This window comes from Mesorhizobium sp. WSM4829 (assembly GCF_055811475.1).
In genome coordinates, this window is the sequence record NZ_JBVVQJ010000029.1 from 68,391 (window position 1) to 85,307 (window position 16,917).

At 60.0% G+C, this 16,917-nt stretch carries 17 protein-coding genes; all 17 read left to right on the plus strand.

Annotated elements, in window-relative coordinates; all coding sequences use genetic code 11:
- The first annotated feature begins 235 nt into the window (after positions 1 to 235).
- Positions 236 to 556 carry a HesB/IscA family protein gene (locus AC0L17_RS24470; protein WP_473517689.1) on the plus strand — a complete coding sequence of 107 codons (321 nt, stop codon included), beginning with the start codon at positions 236 to 238 and terminating at the stop codon, positions 554 to 556.
- 179 nt (positions 557 to 735) lie between these two features.
- Complete coding sequence (gene nifS, locus AC0L17_RS24475) at positions 736 to 1,935, plus strand: cysteine desulfurase NifS (protein ID WP_473517690.1); 1,200 nt, start codon at positions 736 to 738, stop codon at positions 1,933 to 1,935.
- A gap of 172 nt (positions 1,936 to 2,107) precedes the next feature.
- Positions 2,108 to 2,956 carry a beta/alpha barrel domain-containing protein gene (locus tag AC0L17_RS24480; protein ID WP_473517691.1) on the plus strand — a complete coding sequence of 283 codons (849 nt, stop codon included), beginning with the start codon at positions 2,108 to 2,110 and terminating at the stop codon, positions 2,954 to 2,956.
- Positions 2,953 to 3,330 carry a nitrogenase stabilizing/protective protein NifW gene (gene nifW / locus AC0L17_RS24485; protein ID WP_473480599.1) on the plus strand — a complete coding sequence of 126 codons (378 nt, stop codon included), beginning with the start codon at positions 2,953 to 2,955 and terminating at the stop codon, positions 3,328 to 3,330. The genes AC0L17_RS24480 and nifW overlap by 4 nt, the downstream gene beginning before the upstream one ends.
- Positions 3,331 to 3,513: 183 nt before the next feature.
- On the plus strand, positions 3,514 to 4,362 hold the full coding sequence (locus AC0L17_RS24490) for an electron transfer flavoprotein subunit beta/FixA family protein (RefSeq protein ID WP_473517692.1): 849 nt from the start codon (positions 3,514 to 3,516) through the stop codon (positions 4,360 to 4,362).
- Positions 4,363 to 4,380: 18 nt separating this feature from the next.
- Positions 4,381 to 5,490, plus strand: coding sequence for an electron transfer flavoprotein subunit alpha/FixB family protein (locus tag AC0L17_RS24495; protein WP_473517693.1), 1,110 nt, complete (start codon positions 4,381 to 4,383; stop codon positions 5,488 to 5,490).
- 11 nt (positions 5,491 to 5,501) lie between these two features.
- Positions 5,502 to 6,809, plus strand: coding sequence for an FAD-binding protein (locus AC0L17_RS24500; protein WP_473517694.1), 1,308 nt, complete (start codon positions 5,502 to 5,504; stop codon positions 6,807 to 6,809).
- A gap of 12 nt (positions 6,810 to 6,821) precedes the next feature.
- Positions 6,822 to 7,121, plus strand: a complete 300-nt coding sequence (locus AC0L17_RS24505; RefSeq protein WP_473457739.1) for a ferredoxin family protein — start codon at positions 6,822 to 6,824, stop codon at positions 7,119 to 7,121.
- A gap of 247 nt (positions 7,122 to 7,368) precedes the next feature.
- A complete protein-coding gene (gene nifA, locus AC0L17_RS24510) occupies positions 7,369 to 9,045 on the plus strand; it encodes a nif-specific transcriptional activator NifA (RefSeq protein ID WP_473517695.1) in 1,677 nt (558 codons plus the stop codon).
- 180 nt (positions 9,046 to 9,225) lie between these two features.
- A complete protein-coding gene (locus tag AC0L17_RS24515) occupies positions 9,226 to 9,354 on the plus strand; it encodes a hypothetical protein (protein WP_280952227.1) in 129 nt (42 codons plus the stop codon).
- A 187-nt stretch (positions 9,355 to 9,541) separates the two neighbouring features.
- Positions 9,542 to 11,023: a nitrogenase cofactor biosynthesis protein NifB gene (nifB, locus tag AC0L17_RS24520; RefSeq protein ID WP_473517696.1), complete on the plus strand. Its 1,482-nt coding sequence runs from the start codon at positions 9,542 to 9,544 to the stop codon at positions 11,021 to 11,023.
- Between the two features lie 32 nt (positions 11,024 to 11,055).
- On the plus strand, positions 11,056 to 11,250 hold the full coding sequence (locus AC0L17_RS24525) for a 4Fe-4S dicluster domain-containing protein (protein WP_008878193.1): 195 nt from the start codon (positions 11,056 to 11,058) through the stop codon (positions 11,248 to 11,250).
- Between the two features lie 89 nt (positions 11,251 to 11,339).
- Entirely contained in the window at positions 11,340 to 11,660 is a 321-nt protein-coding gene (locus tag AC0L17_RS24530) for a nitrogen fixation protein NifZ (protein ID WP_473517697.1), read from the plus strand.
- Positions 11,657 to 11,869 carry a putative nitrogen fixation protein NifT gene (gene nifT / locus AC0L17_RS24535; protein WP_040594248.1) on the plus strand — a complete coding sequence of 71 codons (213 nt, stop codon included), beginning with the start codon at positions 11,657 to 11,659 and terminating at the stop codon, positions 11,867 to 11,869. The genes AC0L17_RS24530 and nifT overlap by 4 nt, the downstream gene beginning before the upstream one ends.
- A 38-nt stretch (positions 11,870 to 11,907) precedes the next feature.
- Entirely contained in the window at positions 11,908 to 12,792 is an 885-nt protein-coding gene (locus AC0L17_RS24540) for an SIR2 family NAD-dependent protein deacylase (protein WP_473517698.1), read from the plus strand.
- A gap of 93 nt (positions 12,793 to 12,885) precedes the next feature.
- Positions 12,886 to 14,748, plus strand: coding sequence for an ABC transporter ATP-binding protein (locus tag AC0L17_RS24545; protein WP_473517699.1), 1,863 nt, complete (start codon positions 12,886 to 12,888; stop codon positions 14,746 to 14,748).
- The gene (locus AC0L17_RS24550) at positions 14,748 to 16,652 is read left to right on the plus strand and encodes an ABC transporter ATP-binding protein (protein WP_473517700.1); all 1,905 of its coding nucleotides are present in this window, start codon (positions 14,748 to 14,750) and stop codon (positions 16,650 to 16,652) included. Before AC0L17_RS24545 ends, AC0L17_RS24550 begins: the two co-directional genes overlap by 1 nt.
- Positions 16,653 to 16,917: the final 265 nt, after the last annotated feature.

Genomic DNA, 16,917 nt, shown 5'->3' on the forward strand with positions numbered 1-16,917 from the left:
AAGCGTCTCGGAAGCCCGGCTTACGAGCCAGTTCAGAGGGAACTCGAGCCCACCCCCCTGTGGCGGTCTCGACAAATCCGACAATGCTGTCGGTTGCCCAACGCCTTCGCGGCAACAGCCGAACCAGAATCGTGGCCGCGTTGGCGATGTCGCACTGTCCGGAAACGGTTTTTCCCATTGGCACGGTCCATGCACGGTGATGCCCAAACCGTCACGCACTGAGGAGAAACGAGCAATGATTACGCTCACCGACAAGGCCGTTGCCGCCGTTAAAACCGCTCTTTCCGCCGCTAGTGAGCCGGCAGAAGGCTTTCGTATCAAGGTCGAGGCCGGCGGCTGCTCCGGCTTCAAATACTCGATGGGCCTGGAGAGCGTCCCGCGCGAGGGCGACGCGATCATCGAGACAGATGGGATCAAGGTGTTCGTAGACGCCGGCACCCAGCCGCATGTAGCCGGCATGGCCGTCGACTTCGTCACGGGTCTCGAAACCTCCGGCTTTGTCTTCGACAATCCGAATGCGAGCGGGAAGTGCTCCTGCGGCAAGTCCTGTAGTTGATTGCCGAAGAAGGAGAGAGTGCGCCTGAGGTGAGCTTGTCGGTGCGATGGCGGCCCAATCTGCGCCAATTTGTGGGGCACCTGCACCGCTTCTGGATCGTCTCCGCCAGCAACGGCATGCGCAAGGCTCGATGCGACCGGGTTTGCGCCTCCCTTCCACTCCATTGAGGACCACAGCCCATGAAAGTTGTCTATCTCGACAACAACGCAACGACACGGGTCGATCCTGAAGTCTTTGAAGCGATGTTGCCGTTGCTTACGGATCAATTCGGCAACCCTTCGTCGGCGCACGGTTTTGGCGCCCTTGCCGGTGCCGCGTTGAGAAACGCGCGGCGCCAGCTGCAGGCGCTGATCGGCGCGGAGTTCGACGACGAGATCACCTTCACTTCGGGTGGAACGGAAAGCGACAATGCTGCCATTCTTTCGGCGCTCCAGGTGATGCCTGACCGAACAGAGATTGTGACTTCCGCCGTCGAACATCCGGCCGTTCTGACGCTCTGCGCGCATCTCGAGGAGACGCGCCGCGTCAAGGTGCACAGGATCCCGGTGGATTGCCAGGGCCGGCTCGACGTTGACGCTTACCGGGCTGCTCTCAGCCCAAACGTGGCAATCGTCTCGATCATGTGGGCCAACAACGAGACTGGTACGATCTTCCCTGTCGCCAAGCTCGCCGAATTGGCCAAGGAAGTCGGCGCCCTTTTCCACACTGATGCCGTGCAGGCAGTCGGCAAGTTCCCGATCGACCTGAAATCAACCGCCATCGACATGCTGTCGCTCTCCAGTCATAAATTTCATGGACCAAAAGGGGCCGGCGCACTTTTCGTCAAGCGCGGCGTGCCGTTCCAGTCCCTGATCAAGGGGGGTCACCAAGAGAGCGACCGGCGCGCGGGCACCGAAAACACGCCCGGCATAGTCGGGCTCGGCATGGCCGCCGAACTCGCCTTGAAATTCATGGATGACGAGACCACGCGGATAAAGTGGCTCCGCGACCGGCTGGAGAACCGGCTTGTCCAGCGTGTCCCAAACAGCTTCGTCAACGGCGATCCCCTGGAGCGTTTGCAGAACACCACAAATATCGCCTTCGAAGGTATTGAAGGCCCTGGAATCCTGCATCTCCTCGACCGCGCGGGTATCGTTTGTTCCTCCGGGTCCGCCTGTACATCGGGCTGTGCGGAGCCAAGCCACGTCCTGAGGGCGATGAAAATGCCACATGGGGCGGTCCGCTTCTCTTTCGCGCGTGACAACGGACAAGAAGAGGTAGACCGGGTGCTAGAGGTCTTGCCTTCAATTGTGGAGAAGCTGCGCGACGCCCACAGTTCCGGGTCGAATATACGGAGCGCCGAAGGCCTTCAATGCGTACTAGGTCTCAGCGGCAGATGAACCGGCGTCCATTCATGAGCGGTCGGGTCTTTCTCAAGGATACTACCCTGCGCGAGGGCGAGCAGGCATCCGGCGTTGCCTTGACGGTGGCGGAAAGTTTGCGATCGAGATCGACGCAATTTGCTCCGTGGTCGCACGGAGTGTTCCGGTGCGGTTCACGGCAGGGCGCCGGATGACCTCACGGGATTTCCATGCATCAGTCGAGAGCGGCGTCCGTGCCCTCAATCTGTCGTTGCCTGCATCCGATTTCCAGCTTGCCACGAAGCTGGGGCTAGTCCGGGAAGGAGCGCTAAAGCTCATCGAGCATATGGTCGGGCGCGCGGCCGCCAGCGGCTTTTTCCTCGCCCTGGGCTCTGAGGATGCTTCGCATACCAACCAGGACTATCTCGCCCGCCTTATTAAGACGGCGGCGCGCGCCGGCGAAAGCCGCGTCAGCTTGGCCGATAGTGTCAGCGCCCTCGATCCCTTTTCGACCTTCGAGCTTGTCACCCCGCTCGCAGCGAAGTCTCCCGTCGACCTCGAATTCCATGCCATAACGTTTTCGGCCTCGCTACCGCCAACACGGTGGCGCGATCCACGCCGGCGCGCGCCATGCCTCGGTCGTCCTTGGAGTCGGCGAGCGCGCGGGCAATGCGCACGCGAAGAGGTGGCCGCCGCGATGGCTGTCCTTCAGGAGGCAGATATCGAAGTCGGCTTCACCGCATTGCCCCCCTTGGCGGCCGAGGAGACGTCGGTCGGGGGCCAGGTCGAGGGCCAATTCGGAGACAGTCGAGCCCATCCCGCTCGGGCCCTGCGGGCCGTTGCGTTAGCCCACCTCGCTCGCTTCCAAGCGGGGCCGGCTGCCTCCATGGAGGTCGACCAGTTGCACCGCGCGCGACATCCGGGCAGTTGTGACGACGAGGCGATTGCCGCGCTGGCTCAGCGCATTCGTTCATCAGCCCGCGGCTTTCGGGGCTGCATGTCGAATGTGCGACCAACGCACCAGAAACCCACCGTTTCCGACAAAGGGAGAACGCAATGAGTTGTTCCGCTGACAGCAGTTCCATCGACGTCACCAACATCCTCACGCGACTGAAAGGCCTGTCGTCCGCGGAGGAGTTCTTCGCTGTCCTTGGCGTCTCGTATGATCCGAAGGTGCTCAATGTCTCACGGCTGCATATCCTCAAGCGTGTGGGCCAATACCTTGCCGAGGAAGATTTCTCCGGTCTGCCCGACCAGGTGATCGCCGCGCGCATGCGCGCCATGCTGGAACGCGCCTACGAGGAGTTCGCGCTTTCCTCGCCGCTCACGCACCGGGTTTTCAAGGTGCTCAAAGATCACAATCCGAACAAACCTCACACGCCAGGCCGCACATTCGTTCCGTTCGACTCCGTCCTGAAGCGGTTCGGCGAATAAACGCTACATAGTTGCGACGCGACAATGTCGACAAGCCAACAATTCGGGCACCGAAACCGGGGGGCCTCAGAAATGATCAATGGAATTTAAAAGGAAAGACGCTCGCAAAACACTTGGCACGGATGATGCAAACAAGAACTCGCACCGCCAGCTCGCCTCGGGATAACAGCATAGAGAACGCCAATGCACATTGTCGTCAGCATCAAGCAGGTGCCGGACTCGGCACAGATACGGGTCCATCCGGTGACGAACACCATCATGCGTCAGGGTGTGCCGACCATCATCAACCCTTACGACTTGTTCGCCCTGGAAGAAGCACTCAGGCTACGCGACGCTTATGGTGGGGAGGTCACAGTGCTCACTATGGGTCCACCCATGGCAGAGGACTGCCTGCGCAAGGCGCTCGGCTACGGCGCCGATCGCGCGGTGCTTTTGACCGACCGCTATTTTGCCGGTTCTGACACGCTGGCCACCTCCTTTGCTCTTTCCCAGGCAATCGCGAAGATCGGCGAGACGTTCGGCACACCGGACGTGGTCTTCACGGGCAAACAGACGATCGACGGCGACACCGCCCAAGTCGGGCCCGGCATCGCCAAGCGTCTCGATCTCCTTCAACTCACCTATGTCGCGAAAATCGCCTCCATTGATCTTGCTGCAGGCGAGATCACGGTCGAGCGCCGTTGCGAGGGCGGCACCCAGAAGCTGAAGAGCAGGCTGCCTTGCCTCATCACCATGCTGGAAGGCACAAACGAGATGCGCCGGGGCTCGCTCGAAGACGCGCTTTGCGCCGCGCGCAGCCAGATTGTGAAATGGAGTGCGGCCGAGGCCGGCATTGAAGACCTCACCAAATGCGGCTTGCGTGGCTCGCCGACGGTCGTCAAACGCGTTTTCGCCCCTAGCGCCCGTTCGGAAAAGGCGGAGCAAATTGAGACCGCCGAAAAGACGCTGCGCGATACCGCAGACGAACTGATTGGTGCAATCTTCACCCGCCAGCCGGCGCTGGAACCGGAACTCGCCTTCGAGGGCGCGTGACGGCAAGGAGCAGACCATATGTCGAGCACGAACTCAGACACCCCTCGCCAGCCCCCCGGCCGTGCCGGGATGAAGAAGGAGCTTCCTGAGCGTTTCAGGGACTATCGGCATGTCTGGGTTTTCATCGAGCTCGAACGTGGCCAGGTCCACCCGGTATCTTTCGAACTGCTTGGCGAGGGCCGCAAGCTGGCGGACAAACTTGGCGTCCAGCTCGCGGGCGCTGTGCTCGGCCCCCCGGGAGAAGCCACCCAGAACGCAGTCGCCGAGGCCTTCGCCTATGGCGCCGACCTCGTCTACTTCGTTGAGGCGCCGGTGCTCGCCGACTATCGGAATGAGCCTTTCACCAAGGCGATGACAGATCTGGTTGCTACTTACAAACCCGAGATCCTGCTTCTCGGTGCAACCACGCTCGGCAGGGATCTCGCCGGTTCCGTCGCAACCACCCTGCTGACAGGGCTAACGGCCGACTGCACCGAACTTGACGTGGATGCTGACGGCTCGCTCGCCGCGACTCGCCCGACTTTTGGCGGTTCGTTGCTATGCACGATCTACACGCTCAATTACAGGCCGCAGATGGCGACGGTGCGACCGAGGGTCATGCCGATGCCCCAGCGGGCCGACAGAGCGATCGGGCGTGTCATCCCGCACAAGCTGTCGCTAGCCGAGGATGAAATCGTCACCAAGGTGCTAGGATTCCTTCCGGACGGCCAGTCGGGTATCGCCAATCTCGCCTATGCGGATGTGGTGGTTGCGGGAGGGCTCGGTCTCGGCGGAGCGGAGAACCTGCAGCTTGTGAAGAGTCTCGCGCGAGTGATAGGCGCCGAATTCGGCTGTTCGCGGCCGCTGGTCCAAAAGGGCTGGATGTCGGCCGATCGGCAGATCGGCCAAACAGGCAAGACAATCCGGCCGAAGCTTTACATAGCGGCCGGTATTTCCGGCGCCATCCAGCACCGCGTTGGAGTTGAGGGAGCCGATCTCATCGTGGCCATAAACACCGACCCGAACGCGCCGATTTTCGATTTCGCTCACCTCGGGATCGTCACCGATGCGGTCCGTTTCCTGCCCGCGCTGACCGAGGCCTTCACCCGGCGGCTATCACCGCACAGTCGCGACAAGCTTGCGAGCTAAGGGAGATGGAAATGATCAACGAAGAGTTCGACGCCATTGTCATCGGGGCCGGCATGTCCGGGAACGCAGCTGCTTACACCATGGCAAGCGACGGCTTGAAGGTACTCCAGTTGGAGCGAGGTGAATATCCGGGCTCCAAGAACGTCCAGGGCGCCATCATGTACGCGAACATGCTGGAGAAGATCGTCCCGGATTTCCGGGATGATGCACCGCTCGAGCGGCATCTGGTTGAACAGCGGCTCTGGGTGATGGACGACACCTCCCACACCGGGATTCACTATCGGTCGGACGACTTCAACGAGGTGAAGCCCAACCGCTATACGATCATTCGTGCCCAGTTCGATAAATGGTTTTCGCGCAGGGTGCGCGAGGCCGGCGCGACGGTTCTGTGCGAGACGACGGTGACGGAACTCGTCCGTGACGCCAAGGGCAAGGTGATCGGCGTCCGCACGGATCGGGCCGGCGGAGCGATCTACGCGGACGTGGTTGTTCTTGCAGAAGGTGTCTGCGGACTGCTTGGCACGCGGGGCGGTCTTCGCAAGATGCTGAAGCCGGAAGCGGTGGCGCTCGCAGTAAAGGAGATGCATTTCCTGCCCGAAGAGGTCATTGAGCAGCGGTTCGGGGTCAAAGGGAGTGAAGGCTGCGTGATCGAGGCAGTCGGCACGATATCCCACGGCATGGCCGGGCTCGGGTTCCTCTACACCAACAAGGAATCGATCTCACTGGGCATCGGCTGCCTCGTATCGGATTTCGCCGCGAAGATGGAGAGCCCTTACGCCCTTCTCGACGCGCTAAAAAACCATCCTTCGATCCGGCCGTTGATCGCCGGTTCGGAGGTGAAAGAATACGCGGCGCATCTCATTCCCGAAGGTGGCTACAAGGCTATTCCGCAGCTCTTTGGCGACGGTTGGGTCGTGGTCGGCGATGCCGCGCAATTAAACAACGCCGTTCACCGCGAGGGTTCGAACCTCGCCATGACCTCCGGTCGCATTGCGGCTGAGGCTATCATCCAGGTGAAGAGACGCAACGATCCAATGACCAAACGGAACCTCGCCCTTTACAAGACGATGCTGGATAACTCCTTCGTAGTCAAAGACCTGCGGAAATACAAAGACATGCCAGCTTTACTCCACACTAACGCCGGCAATTTCTTCACGAGCTACCCGCGGTTGATGTCGCAAGCCGCGCAAAATTTCATGCGTGTCGACGGCACGCCAAAGATCGAAAAGGAAAAGGCCACCACGGCAGCCTTCATCAAGGCGCGCTCGCGGTTGGGGCTGGTTAGCGACGCGATCCGCCTGGCATTGGCGTGGCGGTGAGGCACTGACGACATGACGAACCCAGGGACAGAATTACGTGTCGAAGACAAGCTTTACCAGAACCGCTATCTGGTGGACTCCGGCCGTCCGCATATAAAGGTGCGACCGCACAAGCAACCAAGCGCGAATCTGCTCGCGCTGACACGCGTCTGTCCAGCGAAATGCTATGAGTTGAACGACAAAGGTCAAGTTGAAATCACCGCCGATGGCTGTATGGAGTGCGGCACCTGCCGCGTTTTGTGCGAGGCCAGCGGCGAGATCGAATGGAATTATCCGCGTGGTGGCTTCGGCGTCCTCTTCAAGTTCGGATGATCGGCTTTGGCACCGTTTCGGCGGGTGTGCACCTGTGTACTCCCGAACTCGCGACAAAGCGCAATCTTGCCGGCACCATCTCGCCAAATTGCGGAGCGAATGAACTTCCTGAACTGATGAAAAGGCGCTTGGGAGGAGCACCCTGGACCACAACCGCTGAGGTGTTTCCATGGCTCACATACGGCCGGATGATCGGGTCAACGGAGTAGGACCTCGAGACACCTTCCGCAAACCCGCCAGTGATGGGATGTTCGAAGCAGATGACTGGCTCAAGGGAATCTACGAGGTGTCGAAGGCGCTGACGGCTCCCGCCCGGCTGGAGGTTACGCTGGCCAATGTCGCGAACACTCTCCCGTCGTTTGTGCAAATGCGTCATGGAGCAATCTTTGTCCTGGACTCTGAAGGTGAGCCGGAGATCGCCGCGAGTGCCGGCAGCGGCCCATCAAGCACTCACCCCATCATACCAAAGGCGGCAATAGATCAAATCGTCGCTACGGGCACGCGGCTCGTCATCGCGGACCTCAGCACGTCCGAGTTGTTTCAGGCCGAGCCTCAAACACGTCCTGGTGTCAGTTCCCTCCCGATGGCCTTTATCGGCGTCCCGGTTAAGGCTGAGGACAGGATCCTTGGGACGTTGTCGATCGTAAGAGACAGCGTACACGGGTCCCGCTACGATGAGGACATCTGCTTCCTGACGATGGTGGCCAACCTCGTAGGCCGCACTATTCGCCTCCATCGCGGCTTGACTAGGGATCGTGAGCGGCGCGCCGATGAGAGCTGGACAGCGGAGAATTCGTCCGATGAGGACCGGACCGACCCCGTCCCGCATGCACCCGTCAAGATGGATGGGATCATCGGGGAGAGCCTCGCACTCAAGCAGGTGCTCGAAACCGTCTCCATTGTAGCAAGGACGAATTCCACCGTGCTCCTGAGGGGCGAGAGCGGCACCGGCAAGGAGTTTTTCGCGCAAGCCATACATAGGCTCTCGCGCCGGCGGAGGAAGTCTTTCGTCAAGTTGAACTGCGCCGCACTGTCGGAAAGCGTTCTGGAGTCGGAGCTGTTCGGACATGAAAAAGGCGCCTTCAGGGCAATTTCCCAGCGCGCCGGCCGTTTTGAATTGGCAAACGGGGGAACGCTGCTACTCGACGAAATCGGCGAGATTTCACCTGCATTCCAAGCCAAGCTGTTACGTGTCTTGCAGGAAGGCGAACTGGAGCGTGTTGGCGGTACCAAGACGCTGCAGGTCGACGTGCGACTTATATGCGCCACCAACAGGGATCTCGAGTCGGCTGTCGTAAGCGGGGAGTTCAGGGCCGACCTTTATTATCGCATCAATGTGGTGCCAATCATCCTGCCTCCGCTCCGAGAGCGACCGGGGGATATCCCTCGCCTTGCGAACGCCTTCCTCGAACGATTCAACAAGGAGAACCATCTCGAACTCGCCTTTGCGCCGTCGGCGCTCGAGTTTATCTCGCAATGCTACTTCCCTGGAAATGTCCGCGAATTGGAGAACTGCGTGCAAAGGACGGCCACGCTAGCGCGTTCAAGGACAATCGCTCCATCAGATTTTGCCTGCAACAATAACCAATGCCTATCTTGGCTCCTCTGGAAAAGAGCTGATCATTCGCACAGCGGCAATACCGGCAACCAGCGCTTTCGAAGCAATATAATGCCCGCCGGATTGCCGATGCCGGCCGGGCGCTTCGGCGCCCCGCAGGATAACGTGCGACCCCATACTGCCGACCCTGCAAACGATCCCGCTCTCCCTGCAATAGGCCCGCGCCTGACGGAACGCGACCGGCTGATCGGCGCGATGGAGAAGGTCGGCTGGGTTCAGGCCAAGGCCGCCCGTGTCCTCGGTGTTACGCCGCGACAGGTCGGATATGCTTTGCGCCGACACGGGATCGAGGTGAAGAAATTCTAGCGTTCTCATGAGGTGGAGAACGAGAACACTGCGCCAGCTACGCGAAATGTGTCGGAGCCCGGGCCAAAGCTGCGCGAGTGTGTGATGCTGTCACCCCTTCATCACCCGCCCTTGCCGACGTCTTGCCGATCGCAGAAAGGAGTCACCCCACTCTCCTGAATCGGAACCATGCAGACCCAAGTGAGCAGTGGCAACTTCACCGCGGACGAGCTCGCCGTCGCCGAGACCGACATCCTCGTCGGAAGACCGGTCGGGAGTTGTGCCGAGGGCGATCACGGCCGAGCGGTCGACGCGGGATTTCTATCTTGAACTGATGTCCGGCCGGGTCGTCTTCCTCACCTTCTAACATAGTCCTGTTAGAAGTCCGACAAAGCTATGTCGGAGCAACTCCATGATATCCGACGCGCAAAGCCAATTCGTGAACTAGCGCCACCTTTTCAGTTGGCATTGCTCTTGCGCTTCGAACCGCGACGTTAACCCGTAACGGAGCCGTTCAATGGCCGCACCGGCGATTTCAGTTGAGAGCCTGACCGGCGCGAGGGTCTCCGACCAGTTGCTGGTGAGCGCCAAGTCGGGTGGCTGTGCATCTTCCTCCTGCGGATCGTCGACAAGGCCGGACGATGTGGACCCGGCCATCTGGGACAAGATCAAGGATCACCCGTGCTTTTCAGAAGAGGCGCACCACTATTTCGCGCGCATGCACGTCGCCGTCGCGCCGGCCTGCAATGTCCAGTGCAACTACTGCAATCGCAAATATGATTGCGCCAACGAAAGCCGGCCCGGGGTTGTCTCGGAAAAGCTGACGCCCGATCAGGCAGTACGCAAGGTGATCGCGGTCGCCAATGAAGTGCCGCAGCTTTCCGTGCTTGGGATCGCCGGACCGGGCGATGCCTGCTACGACTGGGAGAAGACGAAGGCGACGTTCGAACGCGTCGTCAGGGAAATCCCCGACGTCAAGCTTTGCGTCTCTACGAATGGGCTCGCGCTGCCCGACCACGTCGACGAGCTTGCCGACATGAATGTCGACCACGTGACGATCACGATCAACATGGTCGATCCGGAAATCGGCGCAAAAATCTATCCCTGGATTTTTTACGATCACCGCCGCTATTGCGGCATAGAAGCCGCCAGAATTCTGCACGAGCGGCAGATGCTGGGATTGGAGATGCTCAGCGCACGCGGCATCCTCACCAAAATCAATTCGGTGATGATCCCCGGAGTGAATGACCAGCACCTGATTGAGGTGAATAAGTGGGTCAACCAGCGCGGCGCGTTCCTGCACAACGTCATGCCTCTGATTTCGGACCCGGCGCACGGCACGCACTACGGATTGACCGGGCAGCGCGGCCCAAATGCAATGGAGATGAAGGCTCTTCAGGATCGTCTTGAAGGCGGCGCCAAGTTGATGCGCCACTGCCGGCAGTGCCGGGCAGATGCCGTCGGCCTGCTGGGCGAGGATCGTGGCCAGGAATTCACGCTCGGCCACATCCCCGGTGAGCTCACCTACGATGCCAGCAAACGCGAAGCCTATCGGGAGCTGGTCGCGGACGAGCGCCGTGATCACCTCGCGGCTAGGAGCGAAGCGATCGGAATGGTCAAGACTGCGAGCTCCGGCAAGTCCCTCCTCGTCGCGGTGGCAACTAAGGGCGGCGGCCGCGTCAACGAACACTTCGGCCATGCCAAGGAATTCCAGGTGTATGAAGCCTCGGCGCGGGGGATCAAGTTTGTCGGGCACCGCAAGGTTGAGCAGTATTGCCTCGGGGGTTGGGGCGAGAAGGCCACTCTCGACGGGGTCATCGCTGCGCTGGAAGGCGTAGACGTAGTGCTTTGCGTCAAAATTGGAGATTGCCCCAAGGATCAGCTCGCGGCCGCCGGTATCCGAGCAACCGACGCTTACGGCCATGACTACATCGAAACGGCAATCAGCTCGATTTACGCCGCCGAGTCCGGCGTCCAGGCACTCGCCGCGACGGCCTGAACCCGTCTCATTTACTCGAATCAGGAGTCAAAATGGCTTTCAAGATCATCGCATCCCAATGCACACAATGCGGCGCCTGCGAATTCGAATGCCCGTCGGGTGCGATCAAGTTCAAAGGCGAGAGCTACGTGGTCGAGCTGCAGAAATGCACCGAATGCGAGGGAGCTTTCGACACGCAGCAATGTGCTTCGGTGTGTCCTGTGCCGAAGACCTGCGTTCCTGCCTGAGTCCACTGGCTACCCACACAACTGGCTGCCCCGGGGAATGCCTGCGCGCCTCATCAATGACACTAGCCTCAGAGAACCAAGGAACCGCCATGCGGCCCGCACGCGAACAGGAGGTCGAAATCCGCAGACCCCCCCAATTTCAGCCGGGAGAGCGGGTCCGTGCCACTCGGCACATTAAGAATGACGGCACCTATCCTGGCAGGGAGATCGGCGAAAATCTCGTGCGCAAGGGCGAAGAGGGTTATGTGCGCGACATTGGCACGTTTCTACAGCAGTTCTTCATCTACGCGGTCGAATGGATCGACCGTGGGACGGTCGTCGGCATGCGAGCGCGTGAATTGACGAGCCTCGACAAAGCCGACGCTACCTGCAGTGCCGAAGAAAACGCCAATAAAGGAACGGCCGCATGAAAGTAATGATCCGCAGGACCGAGGCCGGGTTGTCGGCGTATGTCCCCAAAAAGGATCTCGAGGAGCCGATTATCAAGTTCGAGAACCAGGACCTGTGGGGCGGGGTCGTAACGCTCAGGAACGGCTGGCGGCTCCTCCTTCCCGATCTTCCGCCGCATACGCGTCTGCCGATCACCGTCGAGGCAAGGAAGCTTTCCGACGGGGACTGATGCCGCCCGTCAATGAGAGGCGTCAAGAGGAAACGAGCATGAACACGATCCCGACCTCGGGCCACCTAGTCGTCGTCCGGGACAGTTTTGCCCGAAAGCTGCTTGAGCTGGCCAGACGAGCGTTAGTCTCCGATCAGGTGATCCCATATCTCGGTCCGGGTCTCCTCCGGCTCAGCTCTGCTGAGCCGCCTGTGCCGTGTACCCCCGAAGCCGTTGCCGAGGCACTCAACACGCGGGCGCCAGCCCCCTCGAAGATCCGCACCAATATGTGGTCGGTCGCGCAGTTCATTGAACAGCGCCGGCATCGCCGCACACTTCAAGCTTGGATGACTGATATATTTGCGGGGCCGGCGGCGCCGAGCATCCTCCACGCCTGGCTCGCAAAACTCCCGCTCTCCCTCATCATCGACAGCTGGTACGAAGGCGCCATGCGCGCGGCGCTGGCAGAGGCCGGCCGAACCGACGTCGTCGAGATACAAGGCGTTACGCGGGCGAACGAAGTTGGCGACATTTGGACCAGAACTTACGACTTGTCGGGAAGGGAACTCGAGGCTGGAGCAGCGACGAAGACGGTTCTCTATGCGCCACATGGCAGTATTAGGCCGGCCGCAAATTTCCTCATCGCCGATTCCGACTATGTCGAAGCCCTGACTGAAATCGATATCCAGACGCCTATCCCTGACGTGGTCAAGGAACGACGCGTCGACCGGGGTTTTTTCTTCGTCGGCTGCCGCTTCAATGATCAGATGCTGCGCACTTACGCCAGGCAGATCATGAAGCGCTCAGAAGGCCCTCGTTACGCGATAATGGACGGGCAAACGCTGACCAGAAACGAAGCCCGTTTCCTTGCGGCGAGCGGAATCACGGTGATCGACATGCCAGCGAGCGAAGCCGTGGCGCAACTCGCCGGCTCAGCATGTTGAGCCGATGGTGGCCAGGATCAACTTGGAGGGACGTCTTTGATGTGAGTCGACCGGCTCGCTTCCGAAGGCGGAAAATTCAGTCGGGGGCACTCGGTGGGCAGTGATGCTGTTGGCACGACCTCTCTCAAATCGTCCGCGCATGTAAAAGCGGCCGGGTGGGGCCGGGGCTTGAGCACGCTACTGCGCATTACGCGCATGAATTTGAGGCACCCGTGGCAGGTCGCGTTAGCTATCGGTTCGACGATGGTAGCCGTAATCCTGCAGTTGCTCATTCCCCAGCTTCTCGGCCGGGCTGTCGACCAGACCCAAGTAGCCATCGGGGGCGGTGTCACGGTGACGGCTGCAGAACAAGCCCTCTGGACTCCTGCTCTCCTGCTGCTCGGCGCGAGTACGCTACGCGGCCTCTTTACTATGGCGCAAAACTACTTTGCCGAAGCCGTCGGGCACCACGTCGCGTACGAACTGCGGCTTGCTTGTTACGACAAGGTCCAGCGCCTGAGCTTTTCCTTTCATGACCGGGTGCATTCAGGCGACCTGATCACCCTCGGCATCCTCGATCTCCACGGCGTGCGGATGTATTTTTCCACCGCCCTGGTCAGGTTCTTTCTGCTCACCATGCTGATCGGGATAGGCGCCTGCATGATGATCTCAACCGACCCGGTGCTCGGTTTGATCGCGCTGAGCTTCGTGCCTTTCGTAGCCTGGCGATCGTCGGTCACCCAGCTTAAGCTACGCGCCATCTGGCTCGACCTGCAGGAGCGGCTTTCCGTCCTGGGCCGCGTGATGGAAGAAAATCTCGCGGGCATCCGCGTTGTCCGGGCGTCTTCGGCACAGGCTCACGAGATGGCGAAGTTCGACATCGCCTCGACAAACGCGCTCGAACTCGCGCACGAGCAGGTTGACGTGTACGTGCCCAACACGTCGGCAATGACCCTCGCCTTCTTTGTCGCCATGGGGTTGGTCCTCTGGGTCGGTTGCGACAAACTCATCGCCGGCCAGATCAGCGTTGGAACGCTCACGACGTTCCTGACGTTCATGACGATCCTGCAAATGCCCGTCCGCCAGATCGGACTGATGGTCAACGGCTTTGCCCGCGCTTACACTTGCGGTTCGCGCCTCTTCAGTCTGCTCGACCAGGACATCACGATCGGGGATGCTTCCGGTGCAAGACCGCTCGAGATCGGTGAAGGAACTCTGCGCTTCGACAATGTCTCGTTTGCATATCCCGGCACCGGAAACCGCGTCATTCTAAAGAAAATTACCTTCTGCGCCCGTAGGGGCGAGACGATCGCGATCGTGGGTCCGCCGGGTTCTGGCAAGTCGACAATTGCTCACCTGATCCCCCGCTTTTACGACGTCACTGGTGGCACCATCATGCTTGACGGGCAGGACATCCGCGGGGTCACCCTCGCATCGCTTCGCAAGGCGGTCGCGGTCGTACAGCAGGATGCATTCCTGTTCACAACCACGATCGAGAACAACATCGCTTATGGCGACCCCTGGGCGAAGGAACAGCCGATCGAGCGCGCTAGCGAATCCGCGCAGTTGCACAATTACATTCTCGGCCTCCCCGCTGGCTACAAGACGGTCGTCGGCGAACGTGGCGCCTCTCTCTCGGGCGGCCAGCGTCAGCGTCTCACCATAGCTCGCACGATGATGTTGCGCCCATCAATCGTCGTTTTCGACGACTCAACGGCCGCGATCGACGCCGCCACAGAGCAGCGCATCCGCGCGGCGATACGGCGTTTCGCCAAGGATAGGGTGACGATCATCATCGCCCACCGGCTGAGTTCACTCAAGCACGCCGACCGGATTCTGTTTGTCGACAACGGTGAGATCGTGGAACGCGGCACCCATCAAGAGCTTTTGGCCAAGCGAGGACGCTATAAGGCGCTTTATGACCTTCAGTTGCGCCCGGGAGATGACATTGCGACCACGTTTGGAGGCGCGCCCTGATGGCCAAGCGGCACGCCAACGAACTCGAAATCGAACCGAATGATAGCGGTAGACGCCCTCCGCGCGCGGTCGTCGGGTCCCATCGCATCGAGGAGGAGATCTTTGGCCGGGCTTTCGACAAGAACATCATTCGCCGCATATGGGCCTTCGTTCGTCCCTACCGAGCCATGGCGGTCGTCTCGCTTGCCGCATTGCTGATTTTCACTGGCACGCAGCTTCTCATCCCGCTGATCATCCGCTATGCGATCGACCACGCCATAACCCCGGCAGGCGCTGATGCCTCCGTCCTGCTTGAGGCCGCCGTCGCGTTTGCGCTTGCCATTCTGGTTAATTTCGGCGCCGCCTACGCGCAAGAAACCGTGGTAGGGAAAATGGCCGAGAACGTCCTCTTCGACATCCGCCACGCCATGTTTGCCCATCTGCAGAAGGTATCGCTCTCCTTCATGGACAAGACCGAGGTAGGACGCCTGATGTCTCGCCTTCAGGGCGACGTCAACTCTATCCACGAATTTCTCGAAAACTCGATCTACTCCGTAGGCGACATTGCGCTTCTCTTCGGCATCATCTTCGTAATGCTGTCGGTCAACTTCAGCCTCGGCTTTCTGACGCTCTCGGTCTTGCCGGCCCTGTTGATTATCCGCATCGTGTGGCTGCCGCGTGCCCGCGATGCCTTCATGGCTGCGCAAGAGACCAATTCAGTCGTCAACGGCGCATTGGCCGAAGCGATTCAAGGCGTGCGCACCGTCCAGTGCATGGACCGCCAGTACGTAAACTTGGTATTGTATGACGACAAGGCACATGCCGACCTCAGGACTCACCTGACCGCTGCCAGGTATGCACAGGTCATGGTCCCGATCGTCGATGGCCTCACCGGCCTCGCCATGGCTGTCGTCATTGTGGTCGGCGGCTCCATGATCATGAATGGCCGCGTCGATGTGGGCGTATTGGTTGCCTACATATTCTATATCCAACGCTTCTTTGACCCAATTCGCTCACTTACTCTGCAATATTCCATCATGCAGCGCGCAATGGCCTCCGGCAAGCGCCTGACCGATGTGCTCGACGTCAGGATCGAGATCCAGGACAAACCGGATGCCAGGATCCTTACGCCCGAAATGGACGGCTCGGTCGAGTTCAGGAGCGTCACGTTCGGGTACGATCCCAAACAGCCGGTGCTGAAAAACGTCTCTTTCCGGGTCAATCCCGGCGAGACGGTCGCCTTGGTCGGGCCAACCGGCTCTGGTAAATCGAGCGCGATGGCCCTCGTCCACCGCTTCTATGATGTTCAGCAAGGCCAAGTGCTGGTTGGCGGACATGATGTGCGCGATCTCACCCAGGAATCGCTCGGCACTCAGATCGCTATGGTGCTGCAGGAGCCGTTTCTGTTCACCGGGACGGTTTTCGAGAGTATCCGCTACCACAAGACAGAAGCCACGCGGGAGAAGGTGATCGAGGCCGCCAAGGTGGTCGGCGCCCACGACTTCATCATGAGACTTCCCGACAGGTATGAAACCCAACTCGGCGAACGCGGCGGCAACCTTTCTCTCGGTGAGCGCCAGCTTGTCAGTTTCGCCCGCGCCCTCGTCGCCGACGCCAAGATCCTTGTTCTTGACGAGGCCACCGCCAGCATCGACAGCTACACGGAAATGGTGATCCAGAAGTCTCTCAGAAAACTGCTTGAAGGCCGGACTGCGCTTGTCATCGCTCACCGTCTCGCCACAATCCGTGGTGCCGATCGCATCATCGTGCTTCAGAACGGCCAAGTTATTGAGACCGGCAACCATGAAAAACTGATGGCTATGGGCGAGCTCTATTCCAAACTCTACAATCTGAACTACTCGTCATTCGACGACATTCCCGAAGAGGAAGCCGATCCGACCGCACAAGCCGCCTCTCGTACCTGATGCTCCTTGCGAGCCGTATCTGACCGTCCACTCGTCCAGGGGCAGCGGCGAAAGCGCGGACGCGATTGCGCTAAATCCCGGACGGCCATGGGAACCTGATCATCGCCCGCCAGACCGATCCCACGACATAATGCACACCTCGCTATGTTATTGAAAAAGCTGGATCTGCTGATCCTGTGATTGTGATAATGGACTGTGTCCGCTCCTGCCGGAATGGTGCTGGATATCGAGTTGCTCGATATCTTCATGACGGATGATCCAGGGC

Excerpts from the sequence above, each read along its gene's own strand:
- AC0L17_RS24470 (WP_473517689.1), top strand. The coding sequence starts at position 236 with ATGATTACGCTCACCGACAAGGCCGTTGCCGCCGTTAAAACCGCTCTT.
- nifS (WP_473517690.1), top strand. The coding sequence starts at position 736 with ATGAAAGTTGTCTATCTCGACAACAACGCAACGACACGGGTCGATCCT.
- AC0L17_RS24480 (WP_473517691.1), top strand. The coding sequence starts at position 2,108 with ATGACCTCACGGGATTTCCATGCATCAGTCGAGAGCGGCGTCCGTGCC.
- nifW (WP_473480599.1), top strand. The coding sequence starts at position 2,953 with ATGAGTTGTTCCGCTGACAGCAGTTCCATCGACGTCACCAACATCCTC.
- AC0L17_RS24490 (WP_473517692.1), top strand. The coding sequence starts at position 3,514 with ATGCACATTGTCGTCAGCATCAAGCAGGTGCCGGACTCGGCACAGATA.
- AC0L17_RS24495 (WP_473517693.1), top strand. The coding sequence starts at position 4,381 with ATGTCGAGCACGAACTCAGACACCCCTCGCCAGCCCCCCGGCCGTGCC.
- AC0L17_RS24500 (WP_473517694.1), top strand. The coding sequence starts at position 5,502 with ATGATCAACGAAGAGTTCGACGCCATTGTCATCGGGGCCGGCATGTCC.
- AC0L17_RS24505 (WP_473457739.1), top strand. The coding sequence starts at position 6,822 with ATGACGAACCCAGGGACAGAATTACGTGTCGAAGACAAGCTTTACCAG.
- nifA (WP_473517695.1), top strand. The coding sequence starts at position 7,369 with ATGTTCGAAGCAGATGACTGGCTCAAGGGAATCTACGAGGTGTCGAAG.
- nifB (WP_473517696.1), top strand. The coding sequence starts at position 9,542 with ATGGCCGCACCGGCGATTTCAGTTGAGAGCCTGACCGGCGCGAGGGTC.
- AC0L17_RS24525 (WP_008878193.1), top strand. The coding sequence starts at position 11,056 with ATGGCTTTCAAGATCATCGCATCCCAATGCACACAATGCGGCGCCTGC.
- AC0L17_RS24530 (WP_473517697.1), top strand. The coding sequence starts at position 11,340 with ATGCGGCCCGCACGCGAACAGGAGGTCGAAATCCGCAGACCCCCCCAA.
- nifT (WP_040594248.1), top strand. The coding sequence starts at position 11,657 with ATGAAAGTAATGATCCGCAGGACCGAGGCCGGGTTGTCGGCGTATGTC.
- AC0L17_RS24540 (WP_473517698.1), top strand. The coding sequence starts at position 11,908 with ATGAACACGATCCCGACCTCGGGCCACCTAGTCGTCGTCCGGGACAGT.
- AC0L17_RS24550 (WP_473517700.1), top strand. The coding sequence starts at position 14,748 with ATGGCCAAGCGGCACGCCAACGAACTCGAAATCGAACCGAATGATAGC.